The following is a 23,617-nucleotide window of genomic DNA, read 5'->3' on the forward strand; positions in this document are numbered from 1 at the left end:
TTCAACGCACCTTACTTATTGTATTATTTAGATAAACTTTTCACTGCTTCTTTTAAGAATGCTGTTTTACTCCAAGCAGTACCACCTTGTGCCATTGGATCTACAACGTTTACAAATACTTTCTTTTCTTTCGCAGCATTCATACTTTGCCAAATTGGATTCTTTTCAATTTCTTCTAGCACTTTCGGGTTTTTATTTTCAGTTGTCTCATATTGTAAGAAAATATAATCCGGGTTAAGTTCAGCAAGTTTTTCAAATGAAATTTTCTCTTGTGCTTTTACAGTTTTCAATTGTTCTGGAGCAGTTAGCCCAAGATCTTTATAAATTACCGGGTTGAAGTATACTCCTTCTGGATATAAGAATAATTCGTTTGCTCTTAGTCTGATTACAAGTACTTTTTTGTCTTTTAACTTATCTCCTAGTTTTGCTTTTGCTTTTTCAGCATCCGTATTGTAATCTTTAATAATTTTTTCTGCTTTATCTTTTTTACCAGTTAATTCTCCCATTAGCTTTAAGTTATCTTCCCAATTTGTTGAAACGTGCGATACAGGGAATGTCGGAGCTACTTTCGTAAATTTTTCAGCTGTTTCTGCTGGGAATTTCGTACTTGATGTAATAACATCTGGTTTTAATTGCAGTAATGTTTCGAAATTTGGTTCCATTTTCTCACCAACAGATTTCGCACCTTCTAAATCTTTCTCAAGATACTTCGGTAATTTACCACCAACAGTAATGGCACCAACTGGTTTAATTCCAAGTACTGCTGCATCTTCCATTGACTCTAAACTAGCTGTCGCAATTTTATCTACTTTTGCTGGTACTGTATATTCTTTACCTAAATATGTAATTTTTCGTTTTTCGTCTTTTTTCGTCTCCGTAGCTTTTGTCTGCTGCTTCTGCTCGCCTGAAGTCTTATCCGCACTATTACATGCTGCAAGTCCTACACTTAAAACTGTAACCATCCCTAATGTAAATAACTTCTTATTCATCTTTATATATCTCCTCTCGAATTTTCAAAACTATATTCTCAATAAAATTTAACTATATGAAACTTGTCTTACATATATATTTCATTAGATTAATAATTCTATCCAGAACTCATTCTCGTTCACTTCCCCTAAGCTATAATTCTTTTACACCTCATCCATTGATAATCCTTTTCATTGATAATGATTATCGTTACTAAGTATATATTTAATATGCAATTATTTCAAGAAAGATTTGAAAAATTTTAACAAACTGAATTAAAAAAGAAGTATCCGCCTAATGTTAGGGGAATACTTCTTTTTTTAGAAATTTATATGTAATTCAACCGGGCAATGGTCTGATCCCATTACTTCACTACTAATTTTCGCCTCTGTTATTTGTTCTTTCATTCTCTCGGAAACAACAAAATAATCTAAACGCCATCCAATATTTTTTGCTCTCGCTCCCATACGATACGACCACCACGAATATGCGCCTTCCTGATCAGGATACAGATAACGATACGTATCAATAAATCCTTCTTCTAAAATACGTGTAAAATTTTCTCGTTCTTCATCAGAGAACCCAGGATTTTTACGATTACTTTTCGGATTTTTTAAATCGATTTCTTTATGAGCAACGTTTAAATCACCGCAAAAAATAACTGGTTTCTTCTCATCTAATCGTTTAATATATGCCCGGAAATCATCTTCCCATTTCATTCTGTAATCTAATCGTTCTAATCCTCGTTTTGAATTTGGTGTATATAACGTTATCATGTAAAAATCTTCGAACTCTAAAGTAATAACTCGTCCTTCTTGATCATGCTCTTCAATGCCTAAACCATAAGTAACAGAAAGCGGTTCTTTTTTCGAAAAAATAGCCGTCCCTGAATATCCTTTTTTCACAGCATAATTCCAATATGTATAATATCCCTCTAGATTTAAATCAATTTGCCCATCTTGTAATTTAATCTCTTGTAGGCAAAATATATCTGCATTGGATTCCTCGAGATATTCTAAAAATCCACCTTTTGCGATAACTGCACGCAAACCATTTACATTCCATGAAATGAACTTCATTTATAGCCCTCCTCTTGATGTTTATTTCCAAATTTCATGCTATCACAAAATAGAAAAACAATCATATTTTCACCTTTGTAATCTTGCTCTTACATTTGTGAATGCATACATACGTACATTATTCAGGTTATACTAATTTCAGGGGTGATGTTCTTTGCACAATGAAGGGTTTACGTTAACAAATGAGTATTGGCAAGCAATTATTCATAATGATTCTTCCTATGATGAAAAATTCTTTTATGCTGTGAAATCAACCGGGATTTTTTGCAGGCCATCATGCAAATCAAGAATACCGAATAAAAACAATGTACGAATTTTTCTTCATGCAGAGCAAGCATTAAGTGAAAAATTTCGTCCATGCAAACGTTGTAAGCCAAATGGGATCACTTTACCTAATGAAGAGTGGGTAGAACAAATTAAAGATTATATCGAAAAGCACTTTGACGAATTATTAACTCTCGACATACTTGCTGAAATGTGTCATGGTAGCCCATTTCATTTACAACGCACTTTCAAAAAAATGACAGGAATAAGTCCAATAGAATATATACAGCAGTTCAGGATTGTTAAAGCAGCAGAACACCTTTTACAAACAAATCAATCCATTAAAGAAATTAGTACTGCTGTCGGGATAGAAAACCCCGAGTATTTCGCAACTTTATTTAAAAAGAAAACCGGATTTTCTCCTACTGAATATCGAAAAAAGAACGAAATGAAAGAGGGATACAATAATGAATTCCTACAAAAATAAATTTATATATTGGACGCTACTTACACATGAAAATTGGCAATTTCATATTGCTGCAACTGAAAATGGACTATGTTTCATTGGTTCACAAGACGAAAGCCTTGAAGAATTCAATATATGGGCTAGAAAAAAATTGCCACAACATATATTGACCTGTAATCCAGATTATCTACAAACATATGTGAAAGAAGTTATCGAGTATTTAGAAAATAAACGAGAAACTTTTACTTGTCCTATCGATGCTTACGGAACTGATTTTCAATTATCGGTTTGGAATACGGTACGTGAAATTCCTTATGGGAAGACATATTCTTATTCAGAAATTGCCGAAAGAATTCAAAAACCTACTGCTGTACGTGCTGTTGCTACTGCTATTGCTGCCAACCCTCTTCTCATTACAATTCCTTGCCATCGTGTTATTGGAAAAAATGGTAAACTAACCGGCTTTAGAGGTGGATTAGAAATGAAGCAAAAATTGCTTACATTAGAAAAGTCGCAGGTAAAATGCATATGACAGCAAAATATACTAGCGCATTAACTTTAGCAGTTCCGACAGAATTTAGTTTCCAAGAAAATTTACACTATTTATCACGTTCTAACAATGAATGTATGTTCCACATTGAAGATAACAAAATTTATAAAGTTATCCCTGTTCACGATGTAAATCCTTTAGTTGAAATTAGTATGAATACGGATGGTAATATTCAAATACGTTTTTTAGAAGAATCCTATACATCTGAAACATCGATACACGAAGCTGTAGCTAACTATGTGAAAGAGTGGTTTGATTTAACTACTGATTTAGCTCCCTTTTATACATTAGCTAAACATGATGTACTCCTTCAAGGACCGATTGAACAATATTATGGTCTTCGTACTTTAGGTATTCCAGATTTATTTGAGGCACTTTCCTGGGGAATTATCGGTCAACAAATTAACCTCACATATGCTTATACGCTAAAAAGAAGGTTAGTCGAACATTATGGAAATTATGTAGAATGGAACGATAGAAAACATTGGATATTTCCTTCTCCTAAAACGATTGCTAATTTACACGTAGAGGATCTCAAAAAGTTAAAAATGACGACTAGAAAGTGTGAATATTTAATCGGTATTGCAAAGCTTATTACAGAAGGAAAACTATCAAAAGAATCTTTACAGCAAATACAAGATATGAAACAAGCTGAAAAACAATTAACTGCTATACATGGTATAGGACCTTGGACTGCCAACTATGTTTTAATGCGCTGTTTACGATTTCCTTCCGCTTTTCCAATTGACGATGTTGGTTTGCATAATGCAATTAAATGTATAACAGGTTCCGAAAGTAAACCGACTAAACAGGAAATAAAAGATTTTGCGGCAAATTGGATCAACTGGGAGTCTTACGCAACTTTTTATTTGTGGCGAGTACTATACTAAAAAACCAAGTAGCACATCTGCACTACTTGGTTTTTTTTTAAGCTTGTTCTTCGAATCGTCTTGCGATTTCTACAATAACTTGAACAGCTTTTTCCATCGTATCTACCGAAACATACTCAAATTTGCCGTGATAGTTTTCACCACCAGTGAAAATATTCGGCGTTGGTAATCCCATATATGATAATTGTGATCCGTCTGTTCCACCACGAATCGGATGAATGTTTGGTTCGATATTTAAACTTTTCATCGCTTCATATGCAATATCAACAATTTCTCTCACTGGTTCAATTTTTTCAAGCATGTTATAGTATTGATCATTCATTTCTAAAACGACTGCATCTTGTCCATATTTCTCTTGCATTTGCTTCACAATATTTTCAACGTTATGTTTACGCGACTCAAAATTTTCACGATCAAAATCTCGAATAATATAATACGCTTTACTTTGCTCTACATCACCATTTAAAGAAAGTAGATGGTAAAATCCTTCATAACCCTCTGTATATTCCGGTGCATCTTCTACTGGTAAATATCCATTAAACTCCATAGCAAGTTTAGTTGCGTTACGCATTTTATTTTTCGCTGTTCCAGGATGTGTATTCGTTCCATTAAACGTTAACTTAGCACCTGCAGCATTAAAACTTTCATACTCTAAACCACCTAATGGACCTCCATCCATCGTATAAGCACATGATGCACCAAACGCTTCTACATCAAAATGCGCTGGCCCACGGCCAATTTCTTCATCCGGCGTAAATGCAACTCGTATTTTCCCATGCTTAATTTGTGGATTATGTATTAAATAGTTCATTGCAACCATAATTTCAGTCAGACCAGCCTTATCATCTGCTCCTAAAAGTGTCGTACCATCCGTTGTAATAATGGTATGCCCTTTATAAGATGGTAATTCTGGGAACTGTTCTGGTGTTAACACAACATTTAGCTCTTCATTTAACGTAATCGCATTTCCGTCGAAGTTTTCATGAATTTGTGGTTTTACGTTTTTCCCTGTAAAATCTGTTGCCGTATCTAAATGTGCTAAAAAGCCGATTACAGGAACATCCTTATCTGTATTAGCAGGAAGTGTTGCCATTACATAACCGTTATCATCCATCGTTACTTCTGTTAACCCAATTTCTTTTAGCTCTTCCACTAATAACTTTCCAAACTCAATTTGCCCAGGTGTTGTTGGAACTGTATGACTTTCTTCATTTGATTGTGTATCAATTTTTACATATCTCGTAAATCTTTCAATAAGCTCTTGTTTCAAACTCGTTCACTCCCTTTTATATTTCTTTCTTCATTATAATCCTTAAGACGAAATTTTTTAACTTTTTTGACTGTGAAAGTATATATTCCATTTACATTTTTAAAGATTTAAAACAAATCAATAGGAGTCATAATATTTGTACATTTAAACTTTAACATGTAACATTCATAATTATAAACTATAGGAGGTATGAAAGATGAGGCTAACCCTTTTTCGCTATTTTCTTTTTTTCTTAGGATTAATTTTCTTTGGCCTTGGAAATGCTCTTGCAGTCAAAGTAAAATTTCTCGGTTTACATCCTTGGGAAGTTTTAAATATGGCTCTCTACCAAAGATTTGGATGGACCATTGGTACTTGGAGTGTCATATGTGGATTATGTCTCGTTCTCATTTCTTTATTAGTAGATCGAAAATATATAAATGTGGGCACATTTTTAAATGCACTACTTATCGGTCCCATTATGGACTTTTTCTTACAATCAAATATTCTTCCAAACGCTAGTGATTATTTATGGATAAACTTACTCATTTTATTTTCTGGTATTGCCATTACAGGTATTGGGGGAGGAATGTATGTTGCGGCTGGGATTGGTGCTGGACCTCGCGATGGATTCATGCTTACTATTTCCGACAAAACAGGACTGTCTATTAGCCGTGCTAGAATCATAGTAGAATGTGTTGTACTAGTTATTGGATTTATGCTAGGAGGTCCTGTTTTCATCGTAACTTTTCTGTACACCTTTATTCAAAGTCCAATCTTTCAACAATCATTTAAGATGTTTCAAACACTCTTACATACTTTACATAACAAAGAGAAAGTTAGTGAACATATTTAAAATACAACTCAATACAAATCATTCACCCTATTTACGATTCTCACCGCAAATAGGGTGTTTCTTTTTTATCTCACAATTTAAGAATATATACTATTTATTCACAATAAAAGTATATACATCATCATAAATACAACCATTTACTCTAATAACATACTTCCCAGGTTTACTAAAACTAATTGTGTATTTATTTAGCTGAATTGCTTCTTTATCTCCAGAAAGAATATCAATACTTCTACCACTCAATACATAAAATTCACTTTGATTCATCATTACATCAATTGCATTGAAATTTCCTTCTTTCACCTGCTGTGTTTCTGCAGCACTTACACTTGGTTCTAAAAACAGTAGTCCACTTAATCCAATCGTGCCCGCTAAAGCAACTCCCGCAAACTTTTTAATCTTTTTCATCACAATGTCCTCCTTATAAATTTTGTGTAAAGGTGATTTTCTCCTTTACACCACAAAGCCTATATGTAATGAAATGAAAAGTAAACGGGGACCGTAAGACAAAATTCTACATCTTTTTCTCCAATTGAATATAAATCCAGCGTTTGGAGTTTTGTCACATTTAAAATTGTTTCCTTAAACCAACTTTCAATTATATTATTCAGAAATTGAATAATTACTTATTGATTTAAGATTCTAAAAACAGTTGATAAAGATTCTTTCTATCTCCTATCCATAATCTTTCTACATTCATGAATTGCTCATCTTTAAATTCCAACTTATATATGTCAGGCTTCGAAGTATGTATTAAAAATTCAAACCCATATTGATTATCAAATACATGCAATTAACAGTTCTAATATACGATCTGAACTATTTATCCAATCTGGAGCATTCGATTTCCCCATTCCAGGTAAATCAATATATATTCGCTTATATCCTTCATATTTTTGAAATACTGATTCCATACATTTCATCATTAATCTATGGTCAGGGGCACAGCCATGTATGATAATGACTGGTTCCACCCTCTCCCATAATTTCATAGTATACTTCTGCATCTTTCATTCGAAATAACATAAAAAGTCCCCCTATTTATACATTCCTTTTGAATGACAACACTATCAAATTTATAAGAATACACGTTCTCAATTTATATCCCCCTACAATTGATTGTTAAATTAAAAATTTCAGACTACAAACAAAAAACTTCCTTCTATTTTTATTTCCGAGAAGGAAGCTAATCTATTTTTACCCTATCATAATTTAAAACCTTGTTCTTATTAGTTTCGTTACCCCTTATTCTTCTATTTTCATTAACACGATTCTCCAGCCATCTGGATCCTCTATCGTTATCCCCTTATCTTTCCAATATGGGTTTTCTGGTTCGACTTCATCATATCCCAATCCATGCAGCCTTTTAGTCACTTTTCTCATTTCACTATCGTCACGCATATAAAATACAAGTAAATTATCTTTTGTTGGAGCTGGACAAGGACTCCCCTCTATATGTCTTGTAAATTCTAAATGATACTCTTCATCTGGGAGTCCAAACATGACCCCATCGTAGCCTTCATGATCGTAAAATTCACCTATACGTTTTAACCCTAACCCTTTTTCATAGAATGCTATAACTTTTTCAAACTGATCAGTTGGACGTGCTATCCGAAACTTCACCCAATTCTTCATGCTCTTCCTCCTATACTAAAAATTTCATACATGCTTACGTATGATTGTATATACGTAACATCTTTTTGAAATCCCTCATTAGTATGAGAATAGATGCATACAAAAGTTTAGTACATACTTTATAACAAAAACATTTTATATAAAAATTGAATGTATTATCTTTATGCAATTATGCATATTCACTTGCGAACCACTAAAAAACCTTTAAAATTCAAAGGATGACTAAATATACAATTTCCATTTAAAATCTTGATGTAATACATACTATCAAACATAATATTTTTTCAATTTTAAGAAGCATTAAACTCTTTATTACTTTCCTTATACGCATGATTTTTATAAGGAAATCTGATACAATTCTTAAATAATATTATTATGTATAGATATTACGAATATAGTGCATAATTAAAGAAGGTGATTTTATTGAAATTAAATAAAAATTTACAACTATGTATATTAATTGGAACATTAATATGTTATTCAATCTATTTTATGTTTTTTTATCTGTTCCCTACCCATTTTTCAAATTCAGATGTACGCTTCGCTTCATTTATTGTTGAAGCCATTACATTTGTATCACTAATTTACTCTATATATTCTAAAAAAGTCAGTTCAAATCCGTTTTGGATATGTATCACAATAGCAATTGGTAGTTTTTTATTAGGAAAAATAGTATATACATATCAAGATAGCTTCTTCGAGATTCCAATACATCGTTTTACTATTTCTGATGTATTTTACATGTTTTTTCTACTTTTCTGTCTTATCGCTTTCTGCTATAAAATCTTAAAAGAATGCGATAAATGGGAAAAAGCATTCTTTATTTGTGATATATGCATAGTACTTACTTCCATATTCACATTGGAGTGGTATTTATTTAATCAACCAAACTTAAATATATTCTCTCTTTCACTAGGAGATGTTTTCCTTTCATTTCTATATCCAATTGCAGATTTATTATTTCTTCTACTAGGTGTTAGTCTCTTTTTCCGTCCAACAATTTTTAATTCCAAACGGAAAATTTACATCTTTATTTTTGTATTAATAAGTTCTGCAACTTTTAACTATATTTATTTTTACCTAAATAACCATTTATCAACTGAAACGATAACATTATTACGTCTTTTATATAGAATACCTATATTATTTATTGCAATAGCTGGATCTATTTCAGAAGATCATAATAGCCATAAAAATTATTTCATTGTTAACCCTATAATAGGAAAAAAGGCTTTAGTTGTATTTCCCTATCTTGCCGTTGCAATACTAATCGGGTTTACGTTAAAAGAACAAACATCATCTTCCACTCTCATTACAGGAAATTGTATTACTTTTATTTTCGTACTCATTCGTCATTCTATTGTACGTATGCAAAACAATTCCCTAACCAAACGTTTACAGGCATTTAATGCCCAATTAGAAGAAAAAGTTACTTTACGGACTTCAGATTTAGTTCATAAATCAGAGGCTCTATCTCAAAAGCAACAAAAATTCAAATCATTATATGAATATCACCCTGATCCTATTTTTACAATTGATTTACATGGAGTATTCTTAAATGTAAATAAAGCTGGAAGTATACTACTTGGAGCACCAACTGACGAGTTACTTGGTGAAACTTGTTTTTCGATTATTTTAGATGAAGATAAATATAAACTAGCATCAGCATTAGAAAAAGTGAAACAACAAGAATCGGCATCCTTACAACTTAGTTCTCAATATAAAGATGGCTTTACTTATTTTTTATACGTTACCATCGTCCCTATTATGATAGACGGGCAAATTTCAGGAAGCTATATTATGGTGAAAGATATTACTGCACTAAAAAAACAGCAAGAAGAAATAAAATATTTAGCATTCCATGATACTGTAACGAAAATTGGGAACCGTGCCTTTTTCCATAAGAAATTAAAAAAAGTTATAAACAGTGCTAAAAAAACAGAAAGCGAGTTTGCATTATTATATTTAGACTTAGATCGCTTTAAAGCAATCAACGATACACTTGGACATTCGGCAGGAGATTACATATTAGAAGAAGTTGCAAAGCGATTCCAATCCTGTCTTCCATCACATACTCATCTGTCAAGAATCGGTGGTGATGAGTTTACAATCTTAATTGAAAATTATACTGACGAAGATGCCTTATTCGAGTTATGTAACCAATTATTTGAAAGCATAGAAAAGCCGTTTGTCATACATGAGCATACTTTAACTTTATCACTGAGTATCGGCATCGCTATTTATCCACATTCCGGAATCGATACCGCTACACTTTTGAAAAACGCTAATGTTGCAATGTATGATGCAAAGGCAAAAGAGCTTAACTCTGTCTCTATTTATGACGATGTAATCGCTAAAAAAATTGAAAGACGATTACAATTAGAAAAAGATTTACCAAACGCAATACAAAATGAAGAATTGTTCCTTTTGTATCAACCTCAAGTTGATAGTGACTCTAATAAAATTATCGGTGCAGAAGCTCTAATTAGGTGGAATCATCCTGAATTAGGCGTTATTTCTCCATACGAGTTTATTCCGATTGCAGAAGAAACACTACAAATTATTCCAATAGGAAAATGGACATTAGAGCAGGCTTGTGAGCAAATGAAACGTTGGCACGTACTCGGATATTCACATTTAAAAATAGGTGTAAATTTATCTGCTAAAGAATTTGAACAAGAGGATTTTGTAAAGTCTATTTCTTCTACTTTAGCAAATACAGGTTTACCCGCAAGTTCTCTCGATCTTGAGTTAACAGAGCGAATTGCAATGATGGATGAGCGAGAAACATTGATAAAATTGCGTACACTAAAAAATTTAGGGATTCACATTTCAATCGACGACTTTGGTACAGGCTATTCTTCGCTAGCTTACTTACCTTTATATCCAATCGATACGTTAAAAATCCCAAGAGAATTTATTACAATGTCTGAAACATGTGACGATGGAATGGAAATTATTAAAACAATCATCACATTAGCAAATACATTAGGAATGTCTGTCATTGCTGAAGGTGTAGAAACGAAAGAGCACGTAAATTTCCTTCAAAAAAATAAATGTCAGTTTATTCAAGGTTACTATTATAGTAAACCTATTCATACGCATGCATTTACTGAACTATTAGAAATCGGGATTCACCCATAGTACATAGCTAATCGTTATAAGTAATAATGAATTTGAACAACTATAGTAAAAAGGAAAGAAGATATCTTCTTTCCTTTTGTTTTTTATTTAAATTTCTATTACTTCACCACTTCATTTATTATATCTATTAATTGATGAATCCCCTCATTATTGTTTTTTTTATATCCATTCATGTTTTGAATATATCTCTCCTTATTTGTATACAACTTATTTACTGCATGTATAAATGTATTCGTACTTACTCTGTCTTGGAGTATAACTTCCGCATATCCTTGCCGAGAAAAATATTCGGCATTTAAAACTTGATCTCCCCTACTGGAACTGTTAGTTAACGGGATAAGCAACATCGGTTTCTTCAAAAATAACAATTCAGAAATAGCAGTAGAACCCGCCCTGGAAACTACAACACTCGCCATATTTAATATATGCGGCAATTCTTCCCCTATATATTCGAATTGCATATAACCTTCCATGCCAATAGATGAATCTACCTTCCCTTTACCGCACATATGAACAATATTAAAATTTAATAACAATGTTTCCAAACTTTTTCTTACCATATCATTTATCCATTGAGCACCTTGACTCCCCCCCATAATTAACAATACTGGTTTATCTTGCTGAAATTTACAATAGCTTCTTCCCCGCAATATGTTGCCCCTCTCAATTTCCTCCCTTACAATTGGTCCTACATAAACCTTCTTCTCATTCCTTACATTTGCTCCTGTCTGAGGAAATGTTGTGCATAGTTTTGTAGTAAAAGGTAATGCTATTTTATTTGCTAATCCTAACGTACTATCTGGTTCACGTATTATTACGGGTACTTTATTCATCCACGCTCCTATTACTACAGGAACGGACACAAATCCCCCTGCCGAAAAAATAACATCTGGTTTTATGCGTTTCATCAATTTATAACTTTGTATGCAACCTTTTATTATTTTAAAAGGATCTTTAAAGTTTTCCCAATCCCAATATCTCCTAAGCTTTCCCGTTGAAATACTATTGTATTTCACATTTTGAACTAATAGTTTTTCAATTCCATTTTGAGATCCAATATACTCAACTCCCCATCCTTTTTCCATAAATTTAGGAATTAATACCATATTAATCATTACGTGTCCGGCTGTACCGCCCCCAGTAAAGAGAATCTTTTTATTCATAATTTATATCCACCTTTATCATTAAAAATCTTGTTTTATACTAATCTATTAAATGTAAGTAAACTTACTATTATTTATATAAACATTTAGCTCAAATCCTATATCTTGCAAAAAATCTTTAATAAGATCATAAAAATCATTTCCATATTCACTACATTCATACTGAGCAAAGACTTGAATTACAGGCCTAGTTCCTGTACCTATTACTGGATTTTTCCTATCATCCTTTTTACTTTCCACATAAGCTCGACATTTATTTATCGCCTCATAGATACACAAAACATGCCCTTCTTCATCTTTCCAGTCCAGCGTATCAACAATTAAAAGGAATAGGATATTTTGATTATTTATTGTTCCATAGCCATTCATATATTTCTTACACCCTTTTTGTTTTTCATTGAATGCAGATGTCACTACACTTCGCATACTCAAGTACATCTTTTAATGATTGATGAAATTGAATTTCTGGGATCCAACCTAACCTTTTTATTTCCTCTATTACTACACTCTCATTTGAGTCACTCCCACTTTTCTCTGTTTCTTCTATGAAAAAATTCAGCTGAGTTAATTCTTTATATTGTTCTAGTACATCTAATAAAGATCGCTTCACTCCTGATCCGATATTATACTGTTTTCCATTTATTCCATCTCGTAATAACACATGATACGCTTTAACCGCATCACGTACATCTAGAAAATCCCTACTATCTTTCAAACTGTTTACTTCAATAATGGCTTTACTTCTACCTGATTCTATATCTATCATTTTTTTTGCGAGAATCGAACAAATGCCATTTGATACTCCTGGACCAATTAAGTTTGAGGGCTTTGCAATGATAATATTTGAATCCATTAATCCGCCCCAAGCCTCTGCAATAATGACTTGCATCGTTTTACTTAAACTATATGGATTTGAAATTTTCATTTCGTTCATACGATCTGCTTGCAAAGCAGATCCTATAACTAATGTTCTACAATGTGGTGCTTCTTGCTTAATTGCTTCTAATAAATATAACGTCCCTATGACATTAATCTCTACATATTCAAGTGCAGCTGTCCAAGACTCTATGACCGAATTCCTTCCTGCTAAATGCAATACATAATCTGGCTTTATTTGTTTCATTACCTTCATTACTTCGCTCTTATTTGTTAAATTACAAGTAATACCATTTTCAATTTTTTCTCTATGTGTACGATTTTGAAACATAGGAATTACATGAAAGCCCTGTTCTAAAAAATATTGGCAAGCATGGCGTCCTGTAAAACCATTTGCACCCGTTATTAAAAGGCTCGCATTTTTTTTCATCGTAAAAATCCTCCTTTTAATAGCATTTTTTTCACCTCATGTTTTGCAAGTAAGTCTTGTTGAGAACTAAAACTCTTCACATCCACAAGTGGATAACTAGCATAATATTCTTGAAGCCCTTCTATAGGAATAGTCGGTAGTACCACAAAATAATTTTGATCAAAACTTATACTCGTTTTACTCTCTACCTCAGATAAAAGCATTTCACTTAATTTTTCACCCGGCCTTATCCCTACCTCTTTTAACTTCACATTTTCTTTTTTCGAATCTTCAATTAACACTTCTGCTAAATCTGTTATTTTACATGCCGGCATTTTCATAACAAAGATTTCCCCGCCTCTGCCTTGATATACGGCTTTAAATAACAATCCAACAGCATCTTCAATTGTTAAGAAAAATCTAGTCATATTCGCATCGGTAATCCCTACTTGTGAAGATTTTTTAATTTGTTTTTTAAAAAGCGGTACCACACTTCCACTTGTCCCTAAAACATTTCCACCACGAACACAAATAAATTTTGTTTGCTTCGTTTGCACATTCGCATGAACCATTAACTTTTCACCAATTGCTTTTGTCATCCCATACGTATTTGATGGATCTGCTGCTTTATCCGTTGAAACATATATCACTTTCTCCACTTGCATCTGTATAGATGCTTCAATTACATTTTGCGTACCATGTATATTGGTTTTTATAGCTTCATAAGGATAATACTCACATACTGGAACGTGTTTTAAAGCTGCAAGATGGAATACATAATGTACACCTTGACATGCATAGAGTAATTGATCCTTGTCACGAATATCTCCAATAATAAATTTTAATCTATCATCATTTATGAACTGTTGCTGCATTTCAAACTGAACCGTTTCATTTCTTGAAAAAACCCTAATTTCTTTCGGTGATTTTTCTAATAGTTGTTTTATAAGTTCATGTCCCCACGAACCTGTGCCACCAGTAATTAAAATTATTTTATTTAGCATTCCTTTTCCTCCTACCAAGCATTTCAATTAAAATTTATTGAATTATTTTCAATTGATTCAAATCATAATCGTCGTTTGTTACATTTAATTGACAAAATAAAAAAACCAAAACTATTAAATATAGTTTCGGTTTTTCATTTCACCTTACAACAGTAAGATTTTTTATACTGTTTGCATGATAACTAAATTCCCTGTAAAAAACACCGCTCATTTATTTCTTATACTCGTAATAAAATAAATAGAATGATTCATAGCCAATAGTCATGTTTAAATTTATAAAAAGGGAGGTAACGGAATGTACCGAAGCAATTCAAATCATACATATAACGGACCTTCCAAAGCACTGCCTCTCTCCCTATTTGATGTAAAAAATGAATTGAAACAAAAAAGCAAACTCATTCCTTCTGGCACGATGTATAAATTAACGAAAGAAGAGCAACTCATTATCAACAACATAAAAATACAAACAGGACAGCTTAATAAAAATAATGTCACAAGAACACGTGCATACTACCAATTTTACGTTCAATATCCAGAAATACATTGGGCACTACTTGGGCATATGGTATCACGTAACGGCGGTTGGAATATGACTGATTTGAAGGGCGATTTATATACAAAAATTTTATCAGAGAAAGATCAAATCACATTTTTTTCTTTTTTAGAAAGAGGGAATTGGCTTATTTTCCAAGATGTATATCCTCAATTTCTGCTTTATGAACAAAGTGTAAAAAGAGCACAAAAGCTATTTCACCTTCTCCCTCACCTAAATGTTTCTACATTTATGGAAACGATGTGGAACAATTTTTGGAAAACAGGTAACAAACAAACATTAGCGATTGCAACTATTATTAATGAACAAAACTACTTAGAAAAAAGAGTGATTCAAAATGTACACTTTAAAAAGACTGTACTAAATAGTATTGGATTTAAACTATTTGATTTCTTTCAGTTTAATCATATCCTTTTCCCATTCTACGCAAATGATAAGAAAGAAAAAGTATTACTATTTGGTGATACAATGAAACATTTCACTTCCTTACATGAACGGATCTTAATTGGAAAAAGGTTGTATTCATTATTATTTCGGGATACACATGTTTTATCTCAAGTAATAAGCTGGGCCCAACACCATCCTCATACAGGATCAAGGAAAGATTACTGGCCTCATTTATTTTCAAGTGTGAATGAATCTTTTTCTCGTGAGTTTTATAAACGCCGAATAAAGAAATGCCAGTTGCGTAATGGCGCTTATCGTATATACAGCCCTGCACTCATCTATGCATGGCGAGATATAGAGCATGAAGAAGTTGACAGTGAAGATTGGTTTACGGACTGGCAAGTCGTAAATTATTTAGTGGATAAGGAGGAAAATATACATGGACAAATTACAGAAGACTACTGTAAAACACTCGAAAAAATTGAACTTGCCATTCTTGCAAAGAAAAATGTTCTCCTTCGAGAAGACGAATAACCTTTTCGCATTAGTCATTACAATCTTACTCTCTTCTATTATCGGAACTTGCTTAGATGCTTTTTTTGTTACGAAACAAACATATTCCTTTCCGGTTAGACCATTCTCATCCATATTTTCAGTTAACATCGGCTTTACTTTGTTTGTACTACCGATTTTAACAACGATTTTCATACAAATTTCAAAAACATTATCTGCAGTTTCTAGAATTCTTTTTATTATTTTAATAGGTATTTGTGCTAGCATTTTTGAACAGATTGCTGAAAGATTTGGTTTCTTTATTCATAGCTTGGATTGGAATCATACATATTCTTTATTTGGCTATATGATTTTCTTTTCTTTTATTTGGAAAGTATATGATTTCGTGCAAAAATAAAGAGATCCTTATAGATCTCTTCTTAAGCATACTCTTCGGTTATTACTAATGATGTAGGGTTTTGAAGACTTTTTGAACGTAAACGATAAGCAACGATTTTCTTTTTATATTGCTTTATTACATCAACATGTTCTTCATGGCTATACAGAGAAAACTTAATCTCTTTATTCCCTTTCTTCGTGTTAATAACGATTGGTGTTCCTTCCCCGTGCGGCGGAAAATAGTGTTTATCTAAAAATAGAGCCTCATTAAATTCATGAATAACTTGTAGTTTCGTTTCTCCCTCTATATTTTTTCCATCTATCGATATAGAGGTATTCTCCGCCTCAAGCTTTTGATGCAATTCAAATCTACTAATAATTGATTCTACAACAGAAGTGGGCATACTAGAAACTAATACTTTAATAGCTCCAAAAATAAATAATGTAACTATAAACCATGTTGTCATTGTTATCATCTCCATTACATTTAAAAAATAAATTTCGTTCCATACGGTATGAATATACTAATGAGTATTCCCGTTACAATCATCGTCACCGAACCGATCGTCGCTTCTTTCTCTCCTTCCTTCACAAGACGGCTCACACCGAGAATATGTGACGCGCAGCCCATCCCTACTCCTTTTCCAATCGTACTCGTTATACGGAAAAACTTAAGTACTGTTGGTCCGATAATAGCACCTGTTATTCCTGCAACAACTACAAAACTAGAAGTCATAGATGGAATACCACCAATTTGATCCGCTAATGAAATAGCAATAGGCATCGTTGCTAATTGTGGTAAAGTTGTTAATATTAGTTCCTTGTCTATATTTAACATCTCACCAATCACTACATTCATACTCGTTAAAGCCACTATACCTACTGCTACACCGATAAGTATCGACAAAAAGTTTTTCATAAGTATTTTTCTCTCTTTAAATAAAGGTATCGCTAACGCTACGATTGCAGGGCTCAATAATCTTGAAAGAATGTCTCCCCCATTTTCCCTATACTCATGATGAGAAATACCAAAAATCAAAAATAAACAAATCATAATTGCTGTAACTGTTAACACCGGTAACGTAAAGGGAAACGTAAATTTTTTATATAACTTTGTCGCCAATACATACATTACTACAGTAATAATAATTAAGACCATTTGCATCGTGCACCTTGTCGATTTTATTTTTTTGATGTTACTAATAATTGACTTATATACCCTGAAACAATCAAAGTTACTACCGTGCTTGCAACTACTAAAAGGAATATACTACTGCCCTTACTGAAAAGAAAGGACCCGTATTCCATCAGCCCTGTTGTTGAAGGAATTAGAAATAACGGTAAAAATATGATTAACTTTTCCGCACCTTCCTCAAACCACTTTAATGGTAAAATACGAGTAGAAAGGAGCAGAAACAGCATTAACATCCCTATTAAACTTCCTGGCATTGATAGATGGAATACTCCTTGAATCCAGGTACCAACTAAGCTAAATACATATAGGACGACTACTTGAAGTAAAAGCGTGACGTACTTCATTTCTTTCCCTCATTTCAATATTACGCATCTCTATTTTGAAATCTCATTTAACGTTTCCGCAAACCTCGTCATTCCCAGTTGAATTTGTTCGATATTTACTCTCCCAAAAGTAAAACGAATATATTCATTCTTAGTACCTAAAACACTTCCTGGGACAAATGCTACACCATTTCGTATCGATTCACCTAATAAATGATATTCATCAAACGTTCCTTGCACTTTGCACCATAAATGTATTCCACCCTCTGGAACAAAAAATTCAACCTGATCCCCTAATATTTCTTCAAGCTTTCTAATTAACGCATCTCTTCTGTCTTTCAAATGTCCACGAAGCATTGTAATATGTGCATGAAAATCTTCTGATTCTAAAAATTGATTTGCCACCCACTGTGTAAATACGCTATGGCCAAAATCAACTTGCTGCTTCGCATCCGCTAAACGCTCTATTACACGCGTAGGGCCAATTACCCAGCCAATACGTAATCCTGATGCAACAACTTTTGATAATGAACTTATATAAAGAACATTCCCGTTTTGATCCATTGATTTTAATGTTGGATTCACTTCTCCATTAAATGAAGTTAAACTATAAGGATCATCTTCTACAATCGGTATACCGAATTCAGAAGACAGTTCTAAAATCTTTTTACGTCTTGCTAATGAAAGCACAGTTCCAGTTGGATTTTGATAATCCGGATTTAAAAATACCATACGAATACGATGCTTTTTATGCAAATCAATTAAGTCATCTGGATTCATTCCATGCTGATCAACAGGTAAATGGAATATTTTTAAGCCAGCAGATTTAAACATCGGCAGTGAAAAACAATACGAAGGGTCCTCAATTGCAATCGCATCGCCGGGTTTTAATAAGCATTGAACGATAAGATTAAGTGCCTGTTGCGCTCCAGATGTAATAAGGATAGAATTCGAATCTGCTTCAATTTGTTTATATTGCTGAACATGTGCTGCAATTGTTTTTCTCAACATTTCATTTCCAAGTGGATGGTCATAGCCCAGGTTTTCCATAAATGTTTTCTCGGACAAAATCGTTCGGAATCTATCACTCGGAATTAATTCTGGTGACAATTCACCACTCGCTAAATTAATTAAGTCATCTTTTTGTGTTTCCGTTCGAATTTGTTGAACGAGTGGTACATTAGGTAAGAACGATCCATCCTCAACGTACCTACCCCAGTTCGGTATTCGTTTATGTGAAACACCCCATATGTCTGTATTCACCCGTGTTCCGCTTCCTTTTTGCCGTTCCACTACTCCAAGTGATTTTAATTCTTCATATGCAGCTACTATCGTACTCCTGTTCACCTGTAATTCTTTTGCTAACATACGCTCAGAAGGTAACTTGCTGTCAGAAGGAAACTCACCTGAAGAAATACCCCTTTCAATATAATCCGCTATTTGTTTATATACAGGCGTCTTATCTGCACGATTTGGTTTCCATTTCACCCTGTTGCCTCCCCTCAAAACGAACTATACTTTACTCACTAATAACAGTATTCACTGTAACTATAGTATTAATTAAGCCCACGATTTAAAAATCTTTCTACCGTCATATTAAAGCTGATCGGCTGTTCTAAATAAGGTAAGTGTCCACTATTTTTAAACTCAATGAAAGTTGTATTTTTCAAACGTCTTTCAAACTCTCTTACATATTTCTCGGGAACGAAATCATCATTTTCCCCTCTTATAATTAAAGTAGGACATGAAATATTTGAAAGAAATGGTCTTTGATCATAATCTACTAATTCAGCAAATAATCTTTGAATATGCACCGGATTAATAGACTGTAAAGATTGATAAAATCCCCTGACAATTACTTCATTATTTGCTACTCCCATTGCCTTCAACAATGTATCCGCCCATGTTTTCCCATTATCATGCAAGCTAAGTAAATCATATACTTCAAGTCGTTTTTTTCGATCTTCAGGCTCCAAATAGGGAAATGCATTTACAACAATTAAGCTAGAAACAAAACCTGGATATTGAATAGCAAAATCGATACCGGCTCTAGCACCTTTTGACAGACCACAAATGACTACTTTTTGTAGCTTTAAATAACTGCATAATTCATACAAAACATTTGCATATTCTTTAAACGGAAATTCCAGCCCTTCAGATTTCCCATGCCCCGGTAAATCAAGAGAAATCACTGTCCAATTCTCTTTGAAATATTGCCTTTGATATAGCCAATTGTTTGCGTTTCCACCAAGACCGTGTAATAACAATATAACAGGACCCGATCCTTCTATATTGTAAGAAATTTTTCGATTCTTATATTCAAAATACATATTCATCACCTTCAGCTTTAACATCACTTATTCTTATCTTTGAATGAATATATCCAGAACGGTTCTTGTTCTAACCATTCAACTGTTTCTCGCACACCATCTTCATACTCTCTTTTCAGTTCCGTTACTTTAGTCGCAAATTGTGATGCATGTGCTTGCAATGCCTCGAGCTTTTTTGGAACATATTCTTTCACTTCATTTTTAAAATGCGGATTACCTATTTCCGCTTCGTGATTATTTGAAAAAGCTACCGCATAAAATGTTGGCCTTTTATTTTCCGGAATATTAGCTAACGCCTCGGCTACCGCTTCTCCTGTTGCATCATGATCTGGATGAACAGCATATCCCGGATAAAAAGAAATAACCAATGAAGGATTCAATTCTTCTACACATTTTTGTATTACACGCCTTAACTCTCGGGGAGGTTCAAATTCAAGAGTTTTATCACGATATCCCATCATGCGTAAATCTTTAATCCCTAAAATATTTGTAGCCCGCTTTAGTTCTTTCTCTCGTATAGCATATAATGATTCACGTGTTGCAAAAGAAGGATTTCCCATCGCTCTCCCCATTTCACCTAACGTTAAGCAAACATAAGTAAGAGGAACATTTCGCTGCGCATAAGCTAAAATTGTACCTGCCACGCAATATGACTCATCATCTGGATGTGGAAAAACAATTAAAACGTGGCGTTCCTTTTTCATCAAAATCATACTCCTCCATCATACACAATATTAACCTTGTCCTTTAAAAGCTATTAAATCACTACCGCATACCACGTTACCCCAACAAGTAGTACGAAAAGAAGGATAATATAAATAGTTGATAAGTTTTTCACATTTCTCTTTGTAGACTTGCCGTAATTCTCCTCCACATTTCGTGCAACTAGCACGGTCCCAAACAGCGATACAATTACAATAATAACCACTAGTGAAATTGCAAAACTCATTGTATTTTCACCTCTCTAAGGAAAGTCTATTTTAATAAAGAACTTCCTCTTTAAAATGTTGATAACATACTACCTTTCTTCTCTTATCATAATAGATGTTTGTAAAAAACGGACCAACCACTTTCGTGTTTTTTTGCTCATCCACTTTGAAAATAAAAAGCAACTGATCACTTAGGAGCAGTTGCTTTTTTACACGATAAATTATTTTTATTTGAAATTAATTCGATTTAAAAGTTTAGTCTTTTCATAATGAAACATCGATTGAGATAACTCGAAAATTGTCCCGTTTACAAGACAAACTGTATTTTCAATAAGAAGCGCCGGATCACCTTCATTTAATTCTAAAAGCTTTGCATTTTCTTTATTTACTTTTTCACAACTAATAACTTTATCGGCAAAACCAATATTTAATTGTAAATCTTCAATGAAATAACTGTATACAGAGCTTAATGCTATTTCTTCATTCAAATATGGAATAATATCCTTTTTGAAATAACTTACTTCAATAGAGAATGGTTTAGCATCTACAATTCTTAAGCGCTTCAAAAAATATATCCTAGTTCCAGCTTCACATTGCATCCGCTTTGCTATCTCTTCGTCCGCATCTATTACTTCAAGCTCTAACACTTTCGTTTCAATATTTTGCGAAACGAGATTTTTCGTTAATCCACGTAAACTTCCTAAATTAATATAATCTGTTACAGAAGTTTCACGTAAAAACATACCACTACCCTGCACTTGAAAAATATAACCTCTATTCACAAGCTGACTAATTACTTTACGTATCGTATTACGGCTTACTTCAAATCGATTCATCAACGCTTCTTCTGTAGGTAGTTTTTTCGTTTCATTAAAAAGCCCGTCTCGAATGTTTTGCTCTAACACATCTGCAATTTGTTTATACTTTGCACTCATACAGTTTCTCCTAAAATACTCTTTTATCTGTTATAACTCTTCTCCTCTCGTTTCGATCACATGTTTATACCAATGAAACGAAAGTTTCTTCTTACGTTTTAAGTTATCATTATGATCGACAAAAATAAAGCCATATTGCTTTTTATATCCGTTTAACCAACTTAAAAGGTCAATCACTGACCATGCATAATAACCTTTTAAATTGATTCCCTCTTCAATTGCACGCTTTATTACTTTTAAATGCTCTTCAATAAATTTAATTCTCGGAACATCTACAATTTCTCCGTCAATGACTGGATCTTCATCACCAAGTCCATTTTCCGTTACATACATCTTTATGTCACCGTAACGCTCTTTCAACGTATGCAATCCATCTAAGAAACCTTCGGGAGATATTTCCCATCCCCATTTTGTATATGTTTTATCATCCATTTTAACCGTTCGATAAAAACTATCAAAAGAAGGATTACCTGGAGCAAGTGTTGAGCTTTCTCGAGAATGCTCCTCGCTCTTTATATCCATATCGTATCTTTCTACTCGTATTGGTTGATAATAATTCAAGCCAATAAAATCATTCTTTTCGGCATTTTGTTTAATGATTTCTAATTCTCCAACCGTCCAATTAGGAGTCCACCCTTTTTCCTTTAATTGTTGTACAACATAAGACGGATACTCGCCTTTTAAAATTGGATCATAGTACCAATACGTTTCATATTCATTCGCATGATTTGCTGCTAGTATATTTTCTTTTTGATCATCTACACTATAAGCAGGTAAGAAAACATGTGTAATCCCAATTTCCCCATACTGTTTCAGCTGCTTGTACACCGCAACTGTTTTCGCATGCGCATAAAATACATAATGAGTCGCTTGAAAATACTTTGGAACATCATTTTGTATTCCTGGTGGATGTGCACCTTTTAAATAGCCTAATCCACAAAACATTACTGTTTCATTAAAAGTAATCCAATGTTTTACTCTATCCCCAAATGCCTTAAAGCAAATTTCTGCATACTTTACAAAAGCCTCTGCTGTTCGTTTATTCGTCCACCCACCATCTTTTTCTAACGGTAATGGTAGATCCCAATGATATAAAGTGACAAACGGTACAATTCCGTACTTTAAACATTCATCAATTAAATTGTTATAAAATTTAATTCCTTTTTCATTTACCTCTCCATCTCCAGTCGGCAATATTCTCGCCCAAGAAATCGAAAAACGATACGATTCCAATCCCATCTCAGCCATTAAACGAACATCTTCCTTATATCGATGATAATGATCAACCGCTACATCACCATTTGTTCCATTGTATGTTTTGCCAGGAATTTTTGAAAACTCATCCCAATTCGTAACACCTTTTCCATCATCATTCCATGCACCTTCTACTTGATAAGAAGCTGAAGCAGCTCCGAATAAAAAATCATGTGGAAACTTCATAGTATATACCTCCATTTTATTAGAATAAATCAAATTCATTATTACATATAAAATTTATAGGTACAAATTTAAATAATTAT

Annotated in this window: 25 protein-coding genes and 2 pseudogenes; 7 read left to right on the forward strand and 20 right to left on the reverse strand. The window is 33.1% G+C overall.

The window, feature by feature from the left end; genetic code table 11:
* Positions 1-23 precede the first annotated feature (23 nt).
* Positions 24-989: an iron-hydroxamate ABC transporter substrate-binding protein gene (locus ACXY7N_RS07535; RefSeq protein WP_016135197.1), complete on the reverse strand. Its 966-nt coding sequence runs from the start codon at positions 987-989 to the stop codon at positions 24-26.
* A 300-nt stretch (positions 990-1,289) separates the two neighbouring features.
* Complete coding sequence (locus ACXY7N_RS07540; protein ID WP_088084165.1) at positions 1,290-2,048, reverse strand: exodeoxyribonuclease III; 759 nt, start codon at positions 2,046-2,048, stop codon at positions 1,290-1,292.
* Positions 2,049-2,202: 154 nt separating this feature from the next.
* Between ACXY7N_RS07540 and ACXY7N_RS07545 the strand changes: the two genes are divergently transcribed.
* Genes ACXY7N_RS07545 through ACXY7N_RS07555 form a run of 3 tightly spaced genes read left to right on the forward strand, consistent with a single transcriptional unit; the run spans position 2,203 to position 4,218 of the window.
* Positions 2,203-2,799 (forward strand): bifunctional transcriptional activator/DNA repair enzyme AdaA, encoded by a 597-nt coding sequence (locus tag ACXY7N_RS07545; RefSeq protein ID WP_088084166.1) that lies wholly within the window; start codon positions 2,203-2,205, stop codon positions 2,797-2,799.
* Complete coding sequence (locus ACXY7N_RS07550; protein WP_016135200.1) at positions 2,780-3,310, forward strand: methylated-DNA--[protein]-cysteine S-methyltransferase; 531 nt, start codon at positions 2,780-2,782, stop codon at positions 3,308-3,310. Before ACXY7N_RS07545 ends, ACXY7N_RS07550 begins: the two co-directional genes overlap by 20 nt.
* Positions 3,307-4,218: a DNA-3-methyladenine glycosylase family protein gene (locus ACXY7N_RS07555; RefSeq protein ID WP_016086682.1), complete on the forward strand. Its 912-nt coding sequence runs from the start codon at positions 3,307-3,309 to the stop codon at positions 4,216-4,218. The genes ACXY7N_RS07550 and ACXY7N_RS07555 overlap by 4 nt, the downstream gene beginning before the upstream one ends.
* Positions 4,219-4,255: 37 nt before the next feature.
* On the opposite strand, the gene pepT is transcribed toward ACXY7N_RS07555, so the two are convergent.
* Entirely contained in the window at positions 4,256-5,488 is a 1,233-nt protein-coding gene (gene pepT / locus ACXY7N_RS07560; protein WP_016086681.1) for a peptidase T, read from the reverse strand.
* 196 nt (positions 5,489-5,684) lie between these two features.
* Here pepT and ACXY7N_RS07565 point away from each other — a divergent pair, with 196 nt between their 5' ends.
* On the forward strand, positions 5,685-6,323 hold the full coding sequence (locus tag ACXY7N_RS07565) for a YczE/YyaS/YitT family protein (protein ID WP_016086680.1): 639 nt from the start codon (positions 5,685-5,687) through the stop codon (positions 6,321-6,323).
* A gap of 90 nt (positions 6,324-6,413) precedes the next feature.
* Here the strand turns inward: ACXY7N_RS07565 and ACXY7N_RS07570 are convergent, their stop codons facing one another.
* From ACXY7N_RS07570 to ACXY7N_RS07585, 4 genes and pseudogenes are all read right to left on the reverse strand, one after another.
* Entirely contained in the window at positions 6,414-6,731 is a 318-nt protein-coding gene (locus tag ACXY7N_RS07570) for a hypothetical protein (RefSeq protein WP_016086679.1), read from the reverse strand.
* Positions 6,732-6,957: 226 nt separating this feature from the next.
* Positions 6,958-7,116: pseudogene (locus tag ACXY7N_RS07575) on the reverse strand (histidine phosphatase family protein); the annotation flags it as partial.
* Positions 7,106-7,349, reverse strand: a pseudogene (locus tag ACXY7N_RS07580) (alpha/beta fold hydrolase); the annotation flags it as partial. The pseudogenes ACXY7N_RS07580 and ACXY7N_RS07575, both read right to left, overlap by 11 nt.
* Before the next feature lie 219 nt (positions 7,350-7,568).
* Positions 7,569-7,958 (reverse strand): VOC family protein, encoded by a 390-nt coding sequence (locus ACXY7N_RS07585; RefSeq protein WP_016135203.1) that lies wholly within the window; start codon positions 7,956-7,958, stop codon positions 7,569-7,571.
* A gap of 423 nt (positions 7,959-8,381) precedes the next feature.
* Between ACXY7N_RS07585 and ACXY7N_RS07590 the strand changes: the two genes are divergently transcribed.
* Positions 8,382-11,102 (forward strand): sensor domain-containing phosphodiesterase, encoded by a 2,721-nt coding sequence (locus ACXY7N_RS07590; protein ID WP_142292012.1) that lies wholly within the window; start codon positions 8,382-8,384, stop codon positions 11,100-11,102.
* Positions 11,103-11,200: 98 nt separating this feature from the next.
* Here the strand turns inward: ACXY7N_RS07590 and murG are convergent, their stop codons facing one another.
* From murG to ACXY7N_RS07610, 4 genes are read right to left on the reverse strand one after another with little or no spacing between them, the layout of a single operon-like run.
* Complete coding sequence (gene murG, locus ACXY7N_RS07595; protein WP_016135205.1) at positions 11,201-12,265, reverse strand: undecaprenyldiphospho-muramoylpentapeptide beta-N-acetylglucosaminyltransferase; 1,065 nt, start codon at positions 12,263-12,265, stop codon at positions 11,201-11,203.
* A 48-nt stretch (positions 12,266-12,313) separates the two neighbouring features.
* A complete protein-coding gene (locus ACXY7N_RS07600) occupies positions 12,314-12,634 on the reverse strand; it encodes a DUF6572 domain-containing protein (protein WP_033659754.1) in 321 nt (106 codons plus the stop codon).
* A gap of 25 nt (positions 12,635-12,659) precedes the next feature.
* Positions 12,660-13,571: an SDR family oxidoreductase gene (locus ACXY7N_RS07605; RefSeq protein ID WP_016135207.1), complete on the reverse strand. Its 912-nt coding sequence runs from the start codon at positions 13,569-13,571 to the stop codon at positions 12,660-12,662.
* Entirely contained in the window at positions 13,568-14,554 is a 987-nt protein-coding gene (locus ACXY7N_RS07610) for a UDP-N-acetylglucosamine 4,6-dehydratase family protein (protein ID WP_016086673.1), read from the reverse strand. Before ACXY7N_RS07610 ends, ACXY7N_RS07605 begins: the two co-directional genes overlap by 4 nt.
* A gap of 295 nt (positions 14,555-14,849) precedes the next feature.
* On the opposite strand from ACXY7N_RS07610, the gene ACXY7N_RS07615 reads away from it, so the two are divergent.
* Positions 14,850-16,028 carry a DUF2515 domain-containing protein gene (locus ACXY7N_RS07615; RefSeq protein ID WP_016086672.1) on the forward strand — a complete coding sequence of 393 codons (1,179 nt, stop codon included), beginning with the start codon at positions 14,850-14,852 and terminating at the stop codon, positions 16,026-16,028.
* Entirely contained in the window at positions 15,934-16,404 is a 471-nt protein-coding gene (locus ACXY7N_RS07620) for a CBO0543 family protein (protein ID WP_098412991.1), read from the forward strand. The genes ACXY7N_RS07615 and ACXY7N_RS07620 overlap by 95 nt, the downstream gene beginning before the upstream one ends.
* Positions 16,405-16,426: 22 nt before the next feature.
* Here the strand turns inward: ACXY7N_RS07620 and ACXY7N_RS07625 are convergent, their stop codons facing one another.
* From ACXY7N_RS07625 to ACXY7N_RS07665, 9 genes are all read right to left on the reverse strand, one after another.
* On the reverse strand, positions 16,427-16,852 hold the full coding sequence (locus ACXY7N_RS07625; protein ID WP_088084168.1) for a YfmQ family protein: 426 nt from the start codon (positions 16,850-16,852) through the stop codon (positions 16,427-16,429).
* Positions 16,853-16,872: 20 nt separating this feature from the next.
* Complete coding sequence (locus ACXY7N_RS07630) at positions 16,873-17,544, reverse strand: LrgB family protein (protein WP_488592357.1); 672 nt, start codon at positions 17,542-17,544, stop codon at positions 16,873-16,875.
* Positions 17,545-17,567: 23 nt separating this feature from the next.
* Positions 17,568-17,924 (reverse strand): CidA/LrgA family holin-like protein, encoded by a 357-nt coding sequence (locus ACXY7N_RS07635; protein WP_016086668.1) that lies wholly within the window; start codon positions 17,922-17,924, stop codon positions 17,568-17,570.
* Positions 17,925-17,954: 30 nt separating this feature from the next.
* A complete protein-coding gene (pdxR, locus tag ACXY7N_RS07640) occupies positions 17,955-19,391 on the reverse strand; it encodes a MocR-like pyridoxine biosynthesis transcription factor PdxR (protein ID WP_016135210.1) in 1,437 nt (478 codons plus the stop codon).
* Between the two features lie 68 nt (positions 19,392-19,459).
* Positions 19,460-20,233 (reverse strand): alpha/beta fold hydrolase, encoded by a 774-nt coding sequence (locus ACXY7N_RS07645; protein WP_016135211.1) that lies wholly within the window; start codon positions 20,231-20,233, stop codon positions 19,460-19,462.
* A gap of 23 nt (positions 20,234-20,256) precedes the next feature.
* Complete coding sequence (bshB2, locus tag ACXY7N_RS07650; RefSeq protein WP_016135212.1) at positions 20,257-20,937, reverse strand: bacillithiol biosynthesis deacetylase BshB2; 681 nt, start codon at positions 20,935-20,937, stop codon at positions 20,257-20,259.
* Between the two features lie 53 nt (positions 20,938-20,990).
* Positions 20,991-21,182, reverse strand: coding sequence for a hypothetical protein (locus ACXY7N_RS07655; RefSeq protein WP_000006467.1), 192 nt, complete (start codon positions 21,180-21,182; stop codon positions 20,991-20,993).
* A gap of 207 nt (positions 21,183-21,389) precedes the next feature.
* Entirely contained in the window at positions 21,390-22,097 is a 708-nt protein-coding gene (locus tag ACXY7N_RS07660; RefSeq protein WP_016135213.1) for a GntR family transcriptional regulator, read from the reverse strand.
* A 30-nt stretch (positions 22,098-22,127) separates the two neighbouring features.
* Entirely contained in the window at positions 22,128-23,537 is a 1,410-nt protein-coding gene (locus ACXY7N_RS07665; protein WP_016135214.1) for a GH1 family beta-glucosidase, read from the reverse strand.
* Positions 23,538-23,617 lie beyond the last annotated feature (80 nt).

This window comes from Bacillus sp. 5w2 (assembly GCF_054353775.1).

Coding starts and splice junctions, on each gene's coding strand:
- ACXY7N_RS07535 (WP_016135197.1), bottom strand. CDS start 989: ATGAATAAGAAGTTATTTACATTAGGGATGGTTACAGTTTTAAGTGTA.
- ACXY7N_RS07540 (WP_088084165.1), bottom strand. CDS start 2,048: ATGAAGTTCATTTCATGGAATGTAAATGGTTTGCGTGCAGTTATCGCA.
- ACXY7N_RS07550 (WP_016135200.1), top strand. CDS start 2,780: ATGAATTCCTACAAAAATAAATTTATATATTGGACGCTACTTACACAT.
- ACXY7N_RS07555 (WP_016086682.1), top strand. CDS start 3,307: ATGACAGCAAAATATACTAGCGCATTAACTTTAGCAGTTCCGACAGAA.
- ACXY7N_RS07565 (WP_016086680.1), top strand. CDS start 5,685: ATGAGGCTAACCCTTTTTCGCTATTTTCTTTTTTTCTTAGGATTAATT.
- ACXY7N_RS07570 (WP_016086679.1), bottom strand. CDS start 6,731: ATGAAAAAGATTAAAAAGTTTGCGGGAGTTGCTTTAGCGGGCACGATT.
- ACXY7N_RS07585 (WP_016135203.1), bottom strand. CDS start 7,958: ATGAAGAATTGGGTGAAGTTTCGGATAGCACGTCCAACTGATCAGTTT.
- murG (WP_016135205.1), bottom strand. CDS start 12,265: ATGAATAAAAAGATTCTCTTTACTGGGGGCGGTACAGCCGGACACGTA.
- ACXY7N_RS07600 (WP_033659754.1), bottom strand. CDS start 12,634: ATGAATGGCTATGGAACAATAAATAATCAAAATATCCTATTCCTTTTA.
- ACXY7N_RS07605 (WP_016135207.1), bottom strand. CDS start 13,571: ATGAAAAAAAATGCGAGCCTTTTAATAACGGGTGCAAATGGTTTTACA.
- ACXY7N_RS07610 (WP_016086673.1), bottom strand. CDS start 14,554: ATGCTAAATAAAATAATTTTAATTACTGGTGGCACAGGTTCGTGGGGA.
- ACXY7N_RS07615 (WP_016086672.1), top strand. CDS start 14,850: ATGTACCGAAGCAATTCAAATCATACATATAACGGACCTTCCAAAGCA.
- ACXY7N_RS07620 (WP_098412991.1), top strand. CDS start 15,934: ATGGACAAATTACAGAAGACTACTGTAAAACACTCGAAAAAATTGAAC.
- ACXY7N_RS07625 (WP_088084168.1), bottom strand. CDS start 16,852: ATGACAACATGGTTTATAGTTACATTATTTATTTTTGGAGCTATTAAA.
- ACXY7N_RS07630 (WP_488592357.1), bottom strand. CDS start 17,544: ATGGTCTTAATTATTATTACTGTAGTAATGTATGTATTGGCGACAAAG.
- ACXY7N_RS07635 (WP_016086668.1), bottom strand. CDS start 17,924: ATGAAGTACGTCACGCTTTTACTTCAAGTAGTCGTCCTATATGTATTT.
- ACXY7N_RS07645 (WP_016135211.1), bottom strand. CDS start 20,233: ATGTATTTTGAATATAAGAATCGAAAAATTTCTTACAATATAGAAGGA.
- bshB2 (WP_016135212.1), bottom strand. CDS start 20,937: ATGAAAAAGGAACGCCACGTTTTAATTGTTTTTCCACATCCAGATGAT.
- ACXY7N_RS07655 (WP_000006467.1), bottom strand. CDS start 21,182: ATGAGTTTTGCAATTTCACTAGTGGTTATTATTGTAATTGTATCGCTG.
- ACXY7N_RS07660 (WP_016135213.1), bottom strand. CDS start 22,097: ATGAGTGCAAAGTATAAACAAATTGCAGATGTGTTAGAGCAAAACATT.
- ACXY7N_RS07665 (WP_016135214.1), bottom strand. CDS start 23,537: ATGAAGTTTCCACATGATTTTTTATTCGGAGCTGCTTCAGCTTCTTAT.